This window comes from Rhizobium sp. 01L410, from assembly GCF_056400165.1.
Genome location: NZ_JBFTST010000001.1, coordinates 78,827 through 90,749, shown reverse-complemented (window position 1 = coordinate 90,749; position 11,923 = coordinate 78,827). Strand labels below are relative to the sequence as shown.

The window sequence follows — 11,923 nt, the reverse complement described above, 5'->3', positions numbered from 1 at the left end:
CCGGAGTTAGTCCCTCCCCCTTGTGGGGAGGGGTTGGGGAGGGGCCTTTCTTCCTCCCGCAAACGCTACTCTCAGAAGAACCCAAGCGCCTTCGGGCTGTAGCTTACCAGCATGTTCTTGGTCTGCTGGTAGTGGTCGAGCATCATCTTGTGGGTCTCGCGGCCAATGCCGGACTGCTTGTAGCCGCCGAAGGCCGCATGCGCTGGGTAGGCGTGATAGCAATTCGTCCAGACGCGGCCGGCCTGGATTTCACGGCCGAAGCGGTAGGCGCGGTTGCCGTCGCGGGTCCAGACGCCGGCACCGAGGCCATAGAGCGTGTCGTTGGCGATCTCCAGCGCTTCCTTCTCATCCTTGAAGGTCGTCACCGAGACCACGGGCCCGAAGATTTCCTCCTGGAAGATGCGCATCTTGTTGTGACCCTTGAAGATCGTCGGCTTGACGTAGTAGCCGCTCGCAAGCTCGCCACCGAGATCGTTGCGGGCGCCGCCGGTCAGAACCTCGGCGCCTTCCTGGCGGCCGATATCGAGATAGGCGAGGATCTTTTCCAGCTGTTCGCTCGATGCCTGGGCGCCGATCATTGTCGCGCTGTCCAGCGGGTTGCCCTGCTTGATCGCCTCGACGCGCTTGACGGCCTTTTCCATGAAGCGGTCATAGACGGATTCCTGGATGAGGGCGCGGCTTGGGCAGGTGCAGACCTCGCCCTGGTTCAGCGCGAACATCGCAAAGCCTTCGAGCGCCTTGTCGAGGAAGTCGTCATCCTCGGCCATCACATCGGCAAAGAAGATGTTGGGCGACTTGCCGCCGAGCTCGAGCGTAACCGGAATGAGGTTCTGGCTGGCATATTGCATGATCAGCCGGCCCGTCGACGTTTCGCCGGTGAAGGCGATCTTGGCAATGCGCGGGCTGGTGGCAAGCGGCTTGCCCGCTTCAAGGCCGAAACCGTTGACGATGTTGAGCACGCCGGGAGGCAGCAGATCGCCGATGATTTCCGCCCAGACGAGCAGCGATGCAGGCGTCTGTTCCGCCGGCTTGATGACGACGCAGTTGCCGGCGGCGAGTGCCGGAGCAAGCTTCCAGGCGGCCATCAGGATCGGGAAGTTCCAAGGAATGATCTGGCCGACGACGCCGAGCGGCTCGTGGAAGTGATAGGCGACGGTGTCATTGTCGATTTCGCCGATCGAGCCTTCCTGGGCGCGAATGCAGGATGCGAAATAGCGGAAGTGGTCGATTGCCAACGGAATATCGGCGGCCATGGTTTCACGGATCGGCTTGCCATTGTCCCATGTTTCTGCCTGCGCCAGAAGCTCCAGCTTGTCTTCCATACGCTGGGCAATCTTCATCAGGATATTGGAGCGCTCGGCAGGCGCCGTCCTGCCCCACTTGTCCTTCGCGGCGTGGGCTGCGTCGATCGCCGCGTTGATGTCCTTCTCGTCGGAGCGGGGAATTTCGCAGAGCTTGCCGCCGGTGACAGGCGTGATGTTGTCGAAATATTTCCCGCCGATCGGTTCGCGCCATTCGCCACCGATATAGTTGCCGTATTTCAGCTTGAACGGAGATTCGACGATCTTCTGATGCAGCATGTCATCCTCCCTTGATGATGCCAGGTTCAGGAACGAACCAGTGGAGGAAATCTGCGCGTCTTTTGGCTTTCGAAATACCCGCCCGGGGCAATGCCGCACTGCACACTGTCGCAGCGTTGCGACAGGCTTGAAGGCTCAGTGGAGGTTCAGCCGCTTCATCTTGCGGTGAAGCGTGGCGCGGCTCATGCCGAGATTGGCGGCTGCCTGCGAGACATTGCCGTTGGTGCGCGTCAGCGCCCGCATAAGCGCTGCGCGCTCCGCATCCATCAGCGCTTCCTCGCCATCGGCCGGGCGGCTTTCCTGCAGGGCATCGGCCGCGGGGATGCCGGCGGCGATCCGGCGGTCGTCGAGTTTCAGCGCCAGCCGGGCGGCACGCGTGGCGCCAAGCACCAGATCGTGACGGTCGACCGCAAGCAGGGCGGCAGCGGAATTGGTGCCTGAGGGCACCATCAGGAAACGGGAGCCTGCAAAGGCACTGCGGAAAATATTGAGCTCGATACGCATCGCCGCGTCGCGAACAGCCTGCGCCAGGATCGACAAGGTCATCTCGTTGACGTCGTCGCGGCAGGTGGAGATGTCGAGAGCGGCGGCCAGCTGGCCGCGATGGTCGCGGATCGGCGCGGTCGTGCAGCTGAGCTTGATGTTCGAGGAGAGGAAGTGCTGGTCGCGAAAGATCGAGACGGAGCGCTCGTCGGCCAGAGCCGTGCCGATGCCGTTCGTACCGACGCTCGCTTCGGTCCAGACCGATCCGGTCCAGAGGCCGAGGTCGTTGAACTCCTTGTCGTCGGCACGGGCGCCACGGCGCTCCAGTGCCACCCCCTCGCGGCAGGTCAGAAGCAGGCAGCAGCCCGCCTTGCCGACCGTCAGGAACAGCCGGTCGAGCTCATCGCTCGCGTCGCGGATCAGTTGTTCGGATTGTTCGCGGGCAAGCCGGAATTCCTGCTCGGTCAGGCGCAGGGGCGTGCGCTTCTCTTCAGGAGTCAGCTGATGCTTGTCCATACAGCGGCGCCAGGAGGCAACGATCGGGGAGCTGGCGGCAGCAGAGTTCTGCTGCGCCCACGTGTAGACATGGTCGGCATGCGCTGTGAATTCGTGCATCTGCTCCTCCCACGGAACGTAGACCGCAGTCTGGGGCAAATGCCGTCTCATTGCAATTCTGCTTAAGGAAGCAGCCTGTTCCATGCCGCAGGGGAACTGTCGCAGATCTGCGACAGTTCGCTGTTTCAGCTGGTCTTTGGCTGTGCGGCGGGCAGAAGCTTGCCGCGGGCAATCAGCCAGAGCGTGCCGATCGCGATCAGGCCAACCACAGCATTGACGGCAATGAAGATTACCACGGCCAGACCTTGGAGCGCCGGGTCGTCGCTATGGCTGGCAACGCGAATCGTGGCAGTCGCAAGGGCCGTCGCACCGAAGGTGAAGGCCCAGTAGGAACCGGCGAATGGCTGTTTCATGATCCAGGGCAGGAGTCGCAGCAGGACGGCCGCCTCCAGGATCGCATAGCCCAGCATCGCGTGAACCAGCATGTCGGGCGTCCCGCCGTTGACGCTGAGATAGGCGACGCTGCCGACCGCCGGAGGGGCGAGCTGGATGCCCAGCGTCGGGCGCAGTTGCACGGCGAGTTCCGGCGCCGTCAGCAGGCGATGCAGCAACACCGAGTCGATCGCCAGCCAGGCGAAGAAGCCGGCGCCGAAGGCAAGCTGACCGAGCTCGTGATATCCGAGTGCACCGAGAACGATGGCGGAGACGAAGGAGCCAGCGACGGTCGGCAGATAGAGAACCGGCGTCGTGGTCGTCACGTCGCGGCCGCCCTGCCAAAGCCCTCCGGTCCGCCACAGGGCGAAGGCGAAGGTAAAGGCGACGCCGACACCAAAGAGGACTTCGGTGGCCGCCCGCGAATAGGGCAGAAGAGCAAGACCAGCCAGCATGGTGGCAACGCCGGCAAGCCCGACGAAGCAGCATTGAACGGCATGTTCCAGCTCGGCCAGTGCCTCACCGCGCGCATTCAGCCACTTGAGGCCATATAGAATGCTGACGATGAGCCAGACGGCCACGGCGAGCAGGCTGAGGATCTCGCCCGGTGCGGCGGGCAAGCCCCAGACCGAGGCCGCCGCCCGCCAACTGTTGCCGAGCCCGGCAATGCCGAGAACCATGCCGAAGAAGGATGCCGGGACACGCGGCATCTGGAAACCGGCCCTTGCCGGCATGTCTGCAGCTTGCATTGCCATGACCTCGCTTCAACAGGGGAGCGGAAGGCAGCGCGCCTTCCGCGTCGCAGAATGCACTTAACCGGCGATCGCCTCGGCGGCGTCGAGGACGCGGGCCGAATAGACCATGGCGGCGCCGGCATTGATAGCCACTGCAACACCGAGCGCCTCGGAGATTTCCTCCTTGGTCGCACCCTGCTTCAGGGCTTCCGTCGTGTGGACCGCGATACAGCCGTCGCAACGGATCGTCACGGCAACGGCGAGCGCGATCAGTTCGCGCTGCTTGGCATCAAGATAATTGGTCTTCTGCCCGGCCGTCGAGAGGGTCTGGTAACCCTTCACCGTCTCAGGCACGGTCTTGCCGAATTCGCCGATCCGGGCGATCAGCTGGCTGCGATATTCTTTCCAGTTCAACATGGTCTTGCCTTTCCATCATCTTCAGCAGCGCCGTCGCTGTCTGTTGGGATGGAATATGGACTTTTCAGGCGATCCGATGAATGTTTCAGAAAGTCAAATTCTAGCGTGATCGTCTCATGGATATCCTCAGCCGCCTTATCGACCTTGCCGGGCTGCGCACCAGTCTCGACATTCGCTGCCGGCTCGAAGGCGCCTTCGAGATCGACCACGAACTGGCTGGCCGCGGGGTGATCCCGTTTCACGTCGTCCTCTCCGGCAGTTGCCGTTTGCGGCTTCCCGGCCGGCGGGTGGTGGAACTGACGGCAGGAGATTTTCTCATGCTGCCGCGCGGCGAGGCGCATGTGATCGTCGGCCGCGAAACCGGTAGCCAGCCATCACCCGTCAGGCTCTCTCACGACGGCATGCTGCCGGTGCGGGCGAATGGCGATGGGCCGCCCGATGTCGATCTGCTCTGCGGGCATTTCGATGCGGCAGCGGGTTCGTCATCGCTACTGCTCGACACCTTGCCTGAGGTCTTTCATGCTTCGCTGGCCGGAGCGCAGTCGCAGGAGACCCTGAAGCTGCTGGTCGGAATCCTGCGTGACGAGGCGATGCATCAGGAAGCCGGTGCGTTGACGATTGCCACGGCAATCTGCCTCGCACTGCTGGCGATGGCGCTGCGGGCGCGAAACAATGCAGCGCTCGGCACCGCCGGTCTCGTGGCGCTGATTGCCAACCCGCGCTTCTCGCGCGCGCTGAAGGCTGTGATCGCGAACCCGGCGGAGGATTGGACGATCGAGCGGCTGGCGTCGCTCAGCGCCATGTCGCGCGCCACCTATGCCAGGCAGTTCAAGGAAACTTCGGGAATGACCGTGGCAGGCTTTCTCACCGATCTCCGTATGACGCTTGCCAGCGATCTCTTGATCCGCACGCGCCGGACGGTCGCCGATATCGCAGCCGAGGTCGGCTATGACACCGAGGCGGCCTTCGGCAAGGCATTCAAGGCAAGGCGTGGAGTGCCGCCCGCGCGCTTCAGGCAGCAGATGGCCTGAAGCGCGCCGGATATTTGTGGGTCAGGCGACGGCGCCGAACTGGGCGTTATGCAGCCGGGCATAGGCACCGTTTCTGGAGAGAAGCTCCTTGTGAGTGCCTTCCTCCTCGATGCCATCGCGCCCCATCACCACGATGTGGTCGGCATTGCGGATCGTGGCCAGACGGTGGGCGACGACGAGCGTCGTGCGTCCCTGCGAAAGTTCCGAAAGCGCCTGCTGGATCTGATACTCGGTGGCCGTGTCGAGCGCCGACGTGGCCTCGTCGAGGATCAGGATCGGCGGGTTCTTCAGGAAGATGCGGGCGATCGCCAAACGCTGTTTTTGCCCACCCGAGAGCTTCACACCGCGCTCGCCGGTCGGCGTATCCAGCCCTGCCGGCAGGGAGCGCACGAATTCATCCAGCGACGAACGGCGCAAGGCCTCCATGATCTCCGCATCGGACGCGCCAAGACGGCCGTAAGCGATATTCTCGCGGATGGTCGAACCGAACAGGAAGACATCCTGCTGGACGATGCCAATCTGGCTGCGCAGCGACGCCTGCGTCATGTCGCGGATATCGATGCCATCGATGGTGATGGCGCCCGATGTGACATCGTAGAAGCGCGGCAGCAGCGAGCAGATGGTGGTCTTTCCCGCACCCGAGGGGCCGACAAAGGCGACGGTCTCGCCCGCCGATATCGTCAGGTTCAGATGTTGGAAGACCTTGCCGTCGTCCGAATAGCCGAAGGAGACGTCGTTGTAGACGATGTCGCCCCGCAGCGAGTTGACCGTCATCGCATTCGGCCGGTCGGCGAGATCCGGCTCGGTGTCGATCAGTGAGATGAAGCGCTTAAAGCCGGCAATGCCCTTCGGATACATCTCCAGCACCGAGGTGATCTTGTCGATCGGGTGGAAGAAGACGTTGACCAGCAGCAGGAAGCCGACGAATCCGCCATAGGTCAGCTCGCCTGATACGACATACCAGGTGCCGGCCACCATGATTATCAGCTGCACCAGGCGCGTGCTGAAATAGCTGAGCGCGATGCTTGCGGTCATGTAGGCATAAGCGTTGAGCTTGGTTTCCTTGTAGCCCTCGTTGTTGCGGGCAAAGAGCTCGCTTTCGTAGCCTTCGTTGCCGAAGGCCTTGACGACGCGGATACCGCCGACGCTTTCCTGGACGCGGGTGTTGAAGTCACCGACCTTGCGGAACAGATTGCGCCAGGTCACCGTCATCTTCGCGCCATAGCGGCTGACGAGCCAGGTCATGAACGGCACGATCGCGGTGGTGATCAGCGCCAGCTTCCAGTGGACCGAGAACATCAGCAGGAAGGCGCCGATGAAGGTCATGATGGCGATGAACACGTCCTCGGGGCCGTGATGCGCGACCTCGCCAACCTCTTCGAGGTCCTTGGTGACATGGGTGATCAGATGGCCGGTCTTGTTGTTGTCGAAATAGCGGAACGACAGCTTCTGGATGTGATCGAAAGCCTGGCGGCGCATATCCGACTCGATCGAGATGCCGAGCGCATGGCCCCAATAGTTGACCACGGCCGATAGAGCCGTGTTGATCGCGTAGATGGCGAGCAGTGCCGCGGCGACGGCAGCAATCAGTCCCCAGTCGCGGCCGGGCAGCAACTCGTCGACGAAAAGCTTGACGGCCAGCGGAAAGCCGAGCTCCAGCAGGCCTGCGAGAACGGCGCAGCCGAAGTCGAGGAAGAACAACCGCTTGTAGCGGGCATAATAGGAAAAGAAGCGACGAAACATGAATGCCCTCCGGGGCAATATTTGTCAGTATCGTTGGATGGGAAGCGGGTCAAGCAGACGCGCCAAATCGGCACCGCTGCTCAGCGTTGAAATGTGCCGAAATTTCTCATCGAACGATCCTCCTTCATGAGTCGCTGAAGCCTTATAGTATGAGCTGCTGTATAAGTCACTACAGCTTGTAGGTGGAAAACGAAAAGCCCGGCGGAGCTGTTGTCCGCCGGGCAAGAATGACAGTGATCAGAGGCTCATTTCGGCGTGACGTCGAAGCCGAACCACTTTTCCGACAGGGTCTTGATCGTGCCGTCAGCCTTGGCGGCGGCGATTGCGTCGTTGAACATCGCCTTCAGTTCGGTGTCGTCCTTGCGCAGGCCAACCGAGCTGCCACGGCCGAGGAAGCCGCCCTGGAAGCGCGGACCCGTCGTCGTCATGTCTTCGTTGCCCGGCTTCTGCGAAGCGGTCGTCAGGTAGGCCATCGAGGCCATGACCAGATCGACGCGACCGGCCTTGAGATCGAGATCGTGCTCTTCGGTGGTCTTGTACTCGCGGACTTCGACGACGCCCTTCAGGTACTTGTCGACGAAGGCGGCTGCCGTCGAGGCGGTCTGCACGCCGATCGCCTTACCCTGCAACGCAGGCTTGATCTTGTCAATTTCGGCGGCCGCAGCAGCCTCGTCGCTGGCGAGCGAGAAGACCTGGCCCTTTTCCGGCAGGTTTGCCAGATCGCTCTGCTTCGCGGTGGCGAAAGCCTGGCCGGTGGAGCCGTAGGAATCGCTGAAAGCGATCACTTCCTCGCGCTTGGCGGTCGCCGACATGCCGGAGATGATGGCGTCAAACTTGCCAGCATTCAGCGCCGGGATCATGCCATCGAAATTCTGGACGACGACCTTGCACTCGACCTTCATGTGGTCGCAGAGATACTTGGTGAGTTCGATCTCATAGCCGTCGAGCGTACCGTCAGGCTTTGTGAAGTTGTATGGCTTGAAGGAACCTTCGGTGGCGATCGTCACCGTCGTCCACTTCTTGTCCTCTGCATGGGCGATGCCCGCCGTAGCGATAACCGCCGTCGCAGCGGCTGCGGTCAGAACCCGCGAAAGAATTGTCATTGTAGCTCCCCTTTTCTTGGTTTGGGCTGAGATTTATTTGCTGATGAACTGCCGGAAGCGTTCCGAGCGTGAATTGGCAAAAACGTTCTGTGGCTTGCCGTCTTCTTCGACGAGTCCCTGATGCAGGAAGACGACGCGGCTTGAGACGTCGCGGGCGAAGCTCATCTCGTGGGTTACGACCAGCATGGTGCGACCTTCTTCGGCGAGCGCGCGCATGACGCGGAGAACTTCGCCGACCAGTTCAGGATCGAGCGCCGATGTCGGCTCATCGAACAACATCACTTTCGGACGCATCGCCAGCGCCCGGGCAATCGCTGCACGCTGCTGCTGACCACCCGAAAGGTGGGCCGGATAGAAATTGCGTTTCTCGGCAATGCCGACCTTGGCAAGCAGCGCCTCGGCCTCCTCGATGCATTCGGCGCGATTGCGCCCCTGCACATGGACGGGTGCCTCGATAACATTCTCAAGCACGGTCTTGTGGGACCAGAGATTGAAGCTCTGGAACACCATGCCAAGCTGCGAACGGATGCGGTCGACCTGCTTGCGATCGGCCGGACGGCTTGCGCCCTTGGCGTCAGGCACCATCCGGATCGTCTCGCCGGCAACCGTCACCTCGCCGGAATTCGGTGTCTCCAGCAGGTTGATGCAGCGCAGGAATGTCGATTTTCCAGAGCCTGACGAGCCGAGGATCGACACGACGTCGCCTTCATGCGCGTCGAGCGAGATGCCCTTGAGCACTTCGACATTGCCGAAGCTCTTGTGGAGTTTCTTGACGCTGAGCGCGATCGGGGAAGGGGTGGCGGTCATCGGGCATCTCCTTCAAGTGCGGGAGCAGACACGTCTGCCGGATGATAGGGCACGGGCTGGCGCAGATGCGGGCTCAGCCAGTATTCGACGAGATGGACGAGGCGCGTCAGCAGGAAGTTGATCGCCAGATAGATCGCACCGGCGACGATGAAGACCTCGATCGCCCGGTAGCTCTCGGAGATGATGCGCGCCGCAACGCCGGTGACTTCCATCAGTGTGATGATCGAGGCGAGCGAGGTCGCCTTGACCATCGAGATCATTTCGTTGCTGTAGCCGGGCAGCGCCTGGCGGATTGCCAGCGGCAGCACGATGCGCCGGAACTGCATCAGCCGCGGCATGCCGCAGGCGCGCGCCGCCTCGATCTGGCCGAAGGGAACTGAAAGCAGCCCGCCGCGAATGATCTCGCTGGCATAGGCGGCGGTATTCATCGTCAGTGCCAGCACCGCGCACCAATAGGGATCGCGCAGGAAGGGCCAGAAGACGCTGTGACGGACGGCCGGGAACTGGCTGAGACCGTAGTAGAGCAGGAAGATCTGGACGAGCAGCGGCGTGCCGCGAAAGACGAAGACGTAGGCGCGGGCAAACCACTCAAGCCCCTTGTTGCCGGACAGGCGGCAGAGCGCGATCGCCAGCGCCAGAATAGCGCCAAGAGCGATCGAGGTGGCTGCAAGTTCGAGCGTCAGCGGGATGGCTGAAATCAGGCTGACGAAGGTCTCGGAAAGAAATTGCCAGTCCATCAGCCTCTCCTCACGCCGCGCGAGAAGTGCTTTTCGGCACGCCGCAGAAACAGGCCAGAGCCGGTGGAAATGACGAGGTAGATTGCACCGGCAATGACGTAGAAGTCGAAGGGCAGGCCGGTCGAACCGGCGGCGATCTGCGTCTGGCGCAAGAGTTCGGCGACGCCGGTGATCGAGACGAGGGCGGATTCTTTCAGCACCACCTGCCAGACATTGCCGAGACCGGGAAGGGCGTGGCGCAATGTCAGCGGCGCGATGATGCGGCGGAAACGCAGCCAGCGGCCCATGCCACAGGCAATCGCCGCTTCGATCTCGCCGGGATGGACGGCCTTGAAGGCGCCGCGGAAGACTTCGGTGAACTGTGCGCCGGAGGTGACGCCAACGGCGAGCGAGCCGGCAAGGAAGCCCGGAAACCCGAGAAAGCCTTCGGCGCCGAAGAGCTGGCCGATCGCGGTGACCGCAGCGCTGCCGCCGAAATAGAAGAGGTAGATGACGAGCAGATCGGGAATGCCGCGCAACACCGTGGTGTAGGTGTCGGCGGCGATCCTGAGGCCGCGTCCGCCTGATATCTTCGCCCAAGCGCCGAAGGAACCGATGACGGCGCCGGTCGAGTAGCCGGCGAGCGCGACGAGAACGGTCATCCACGCGCCTGCAAGCAGCGCCTTGCCCCATCCATCGGGGCCGAAGCTGATGAGCTCAAGGATGCCCGGCTGGTTCATCATGCCTGCCTTTCGGGAAGCGGCGGCTGCACGTCGTCGGGGATCGGATTGACGAACGGCGTCCCATCGAGGCGGGCCTTAAGGTCCGCCTTGGCCGCCTCGATGAGATCAGGGTTGCGGATCAGATCGATGGCGGTGCTCGCCATGACCTTCGCCGCGTGTTCCGTGCCCTTGTGGGCAGCCGGAAGTTTGCCCTGGGCAACAAGTTGCCAGGAATGACCGGGCGTACCGATCGCATAGGTGGCGCCGCGCATCTGCACTGTTGGTACTACCCAGCTCACGCTGCCGACATCGGTGGAACCGACGATCGAGCTGTCGCCGGCATAGAGCGGGAAAATCTCTTCGCAGAGTGGCTGATCCTTCTTCGGCTTCAGGCCGAAGCGGGCATAGGACGAAGCGATATCCTCCGGGCTCATCGTCGCCTGGAACTTGCGGGCGGTCTCGCGGTCGGCATCGTCGAAGACAGGCGGACCGAGACGCTGGAGATTGGCGAACATCAGGTCCTCGAGCGGCACGTTGCCGACGAGATTGGCGTCGCCGCTGATCACTTCGCTGCGCACTGATGTTTCCGTCATCAGCGCAGCACCCTCGGCAACCTTCTTTACGCGGGCAACGAGTGATAGAAGTTCCGGCAGATTGCGGGCGCGGACCAGATAACGGACGGTCGCTTTGGCCTGAACCACGTTTGGCGCCGAGCCGCCGGTATCGGTGACGGCGTAATGGATGCGGGCGCTCGACGGCATATGCTCGCGCATGTAGTTGACGCCGACATTCATCAGCTCGACGGCGTCAAGCGCGCTGCGGCCGAGATGCGGGGTGGCCGAAGCGTGCGAGGCGCGGCCGGAGAAGTGGAAGTTCAGCTCGTTGCAGGCAAGCGACAGCGGATTGTTGACGCCGGCAAAGGCTGCGGGATGCCAGCAGATAGCGATATCGACATCATCGAAGACGCCGGCGCGAACCATGAAACCCTTGGAGGAGCCGCCCTCTTCAGCCGGGCAACCGTAATAGCGGATGCGTCCCTTGAGACCATTCGCAGCAAGGAAATCCTTGACGGCGGAGGCTGCCAGCATGGAGCCGGCACCCAGCATGTTGTGGCCGCAGCCATGGCCGTGACCATTCACTTCGGCCTCGCGCTTTTCGGCAAGTCCGGCCACCTGGCTGAGGCCTGGAAGTGCATCGAACTCGCCGAGAATGGCGATCACGGGTCCGCCCTCGCCAGCCTCGCCCATGACGGCGGTCGGCAGTCCGGCAATGCCGCGCTCGACGCGGAAGCCCTCGGCTTCCAGCTGGCGCGCATGCTCGTCGGCCGAGCGGTATTCCTCGTAATTCGTCTCCGGCATATCCCAGATGCGGTCACTGAGCGCAGCGAAGGATGCGCTCTTGGCTTCGACGATATCCCAAACGGCTTCGATGTTTTTCATGACTTTCAAAACGGCTTCGTTTCGCATAGTATCCAAAATTGGCGCCAATTTAGGTTACAAAAATTCTTTGCGCAATCCATGTGCATGAATAAATTTTGGACAAACTCAAGCGGTTGCCACGCCTACAGAATTTGGAACAGGCGTGCTATCGATGATGCAAA

At 62.1% G+C, this 11,923-nt stretch carries 11 protein-coding genes; 1 reads left to right on the top strand and 10 read right to left on the bottom strand.

What is annotated here, in order from left to right; genetic code table 11:
• Positions 1 to 71 precede the first annotated feature (71 nt).
• The 4 genes from adh to AC1DV9_RS00385 all read right to left on the bottom strand — a co-directional run bounded on the left by adh (position 72) and on the right by AC1DV9_RS00385 (position 4,201).
• Positions 72 to 1,580, bottom strand: coding sequence for an aldehyde dehydrogenase (gene adh / locus AC1DV9_RS00400; protein ID WP_477944024.1), 1,509 nt, complete (start codon positions 1,578 to 1,580; stop codon positions 72 to 74).
• Between the two features lie 135 nt (positions 1,581 to 1,715).
• Positions 1,716 to 2,678: a helix-turn-helix domain-containing protein gene (locus AC1DV9_RS00395; protein WP_477945501.1), complete on the bottom strand. Its 963-nt coding sequence runs from the start codon at positions 2,676 to 2,678 to the stop codon at positions 1,716 to 1,718.
• Between the two features lie 125 nt (positions 2,679 to 2,803).
• Positions 2,804 to 3,805, bottom strand: coding sequence for a dicarboxylate transporter/tellurite-resistance protein TehA (tehA, locus tag AC1DV9_RS00390; protein ID WP_477944022.1), 1,002 nt, complete (start codon positions 3,803 to 3,805; stop codon positions 2,804 to 2,806).
• Positions 3,806 to 3,862: 57 nt separating this feature from the next.
• Positions 3,863 to 4,201, bottom strand: a complete 339-nt coding sequence (locus AC1DV9_RS00385) for a carboxymuconolactone decarboxylase family protein (protein ID WP_477944021.1) — start codon at positions 4,199 to 4,201, stop codon at positions 3,863 to 3,865.
• A 116-nt stretch (positions 4,202 to 4,317) separates the two neighbouring features.
• On the opposite strand from AC1DV9_RS00385, the gene AC1DV9_RS00380 reads away from it, so the two are divergent.
• A complete protein-coding gene (locus AC1DV9_RS00380) occupies positions 4,318 to 5,232 on the top strand; it encodes an AraC family transcriptional regulator (RefSeq protein ID WP_477945499.1) in 915 nt (304 codons plus the stop codon).
• Between the two features lie 21 nt (positions 5,233 to 5,253).
• On the opposite strand, the gene AC1DV9_RS00375 is transcribed toward AC1DV9_RS00380, so the two are convergent.
• The 6 genes from AC1DV9_RS00375 to AC1DV9_RS00350 all read right to left on the bottom strand — a co-directional run bounded on the left by AC1DV9_RS00375 (position 5,254) and on the right by AC1DV9_RS00350 (position 11,762).
• On the bottom strand, positions 5,254 to 6,975 hold the full coding sequence (locus tag AC1DV9_RS00375; protein ID WP_477945497.1) for an ABC transporter ATP-binding protein: 1,722 nt from the start codon (positions 6,973 to 6,975) through the stop codon (positions 5,254 to 5,256).
• A gap of 245 nt (positions 6,976 to 7,220) precedes the next feature.
• The gene (locus tag AC1DV9_RS00370; protein WP_477945495.1) at positions 7,221 to 8,078 is read right to left on the bottom strand and encodes a transporter substrate-binding domain-containing protein; all 858 of its coding nucleotides are present in this window, start codon (positions 8,076 to 8,078) and stop codon (positions 7,221 to 7,223) included.
• Positions 8,079 to 8,111: 33 nt separating this feature from the next.
• Positions 8,112 to 8,885 (bottom strand): ABC transporter ATP-binding protein, encoded by a 774-nt coding sequence (locus AC1DV9_RS00365; RefSeq protein ID WP_477945493.1) that lies wholly within the window; start codon positions 8,883 to 8,885, stop codon positions 8,112 to 8,114.
• Complete coding sequence (locus AC1DV9_RS00360) at positions 8,882 to 9,622, bottom strand: ABC transporter permease (RefSeq protein ID WP_477945492.1); 741 nt, start codon at positions 9,620 to 9,622, stop codon at positions 8,882 to 8,884. Before AC1DV9_RS00360 ends, AC1DV9_RS00365 begins: the two co-directional genes overlap by 4 nt.
• Positions 9,622 to 10,341 carry an ABC transporter permease gene (locus AC1DV9_RS00355; RefSeq protein ID WP_112515286.1) on the bottom strand — a complete coding sequence of 240 codons (720 nt, stop codon included), beginning with the start codon at positions 10,339 to 10,341 and terminating at the stop codon, positions 9,622 to 9,624. Before AC1DV9_RS00355 ends, AC1DV9_RS00360 begins: the two co-directional genes overlap by 1 nt.
• Positions 10,341 to 11,762: a M20 family metallopeptidase gene (locus tag AC1DV9_RS00350; protein WP_477945490.1), complete on the bottom strand. Its 1,422-nt coding sequence runs from the start codon at positions 11,760 to 11,762 to the stop codon at positions 10,341 to 10,343. The genes AC1DV9_RS00355 and AC1DV9_RS00350 overlap by 1 nt, the downstream gene beginning before the upstream one ends.
• Between the last annotated feature and the right edge of the window lie 161 nt (positions 11,763 to 11,923).

Coding starts and splice junctions, on each gene's coding strand:
- AC1DV9_RS00395 (WP_477945501.1), bottom strand. CDS start 2,678: ATGCACGAATTCACAGCGCATGCCGACCATGTCTACACGTGGGCGCAG.
- AC1DV9_RS00385 (WP_477944021.1), bottom strand. CDS start 4,201: ATGTTGAACTGGAAAGAATATCGCAGCCAGCTGATCGCCCGGATCGGC.
- tehA (WP_477944022.1), bottom strand. CDS start 3,805: ATGGCAATGCAAGCTGCAGACATGCCGGCAAGGGCCGGTTTCCAGATG.
- AC1DV9_RS00375 (WP_477945497.1), bottom strand. CDS start 6,975: ATGTTTCGTCGCTTCTTTTCCTATTATGCCCGCTACAAGCGGTTGTTC.
- AC1DV9_RS00350 (WP_477945490.1), bottom strand. CDS start 11,762: ATGAAAAACATCGAAGCCGTTTGGGATATCGTCGAAGCCAAGAGCGCA.
- adh (WP_477944024.1), bottom strand. CDS start 1,580: ATGCTGCATCAGAAGATCGTCGAATCTCCGTTCAAGCTGAAATACGGC.
- AC1DV9_RS00360 (WP_477945492.1), bottom strand. CDS start 9,622: ATGGACTGGCAATTTCTTTCCGAGACCTTCGTCAGCCTGATTTCAGCC.
- AC1DV9_RS00355 (WP_112515286.1), bottom strand. CDS start 10,341: ATGAACCAGCCGGGCATCCTTGAGCTCATCAGCTTCGGCCCCGATGGA.
- AC1DV9_RS00365 (WP_477945493.1), bottom strand. CDS start 8,885: ATGACCGCCACCCCTTCCCCGATCGCGCTCAGCGTCAAGAAACTCCAC.
- AC1DV9_RS00380 (WP_477945499.1), top strand. CDS start 4,318: ATGGATATCCTCAGCCGCCTTATCGACCTTGCCGGGCTGCGCACCAGT.
- AC1DV9_RS00370 (WP_477945495.1), bottom strand. CDS start 8,078: ATGACAATTCTTTCGCGGGTTCTGACCGCAGCCGCTGCGACGGCGGTT.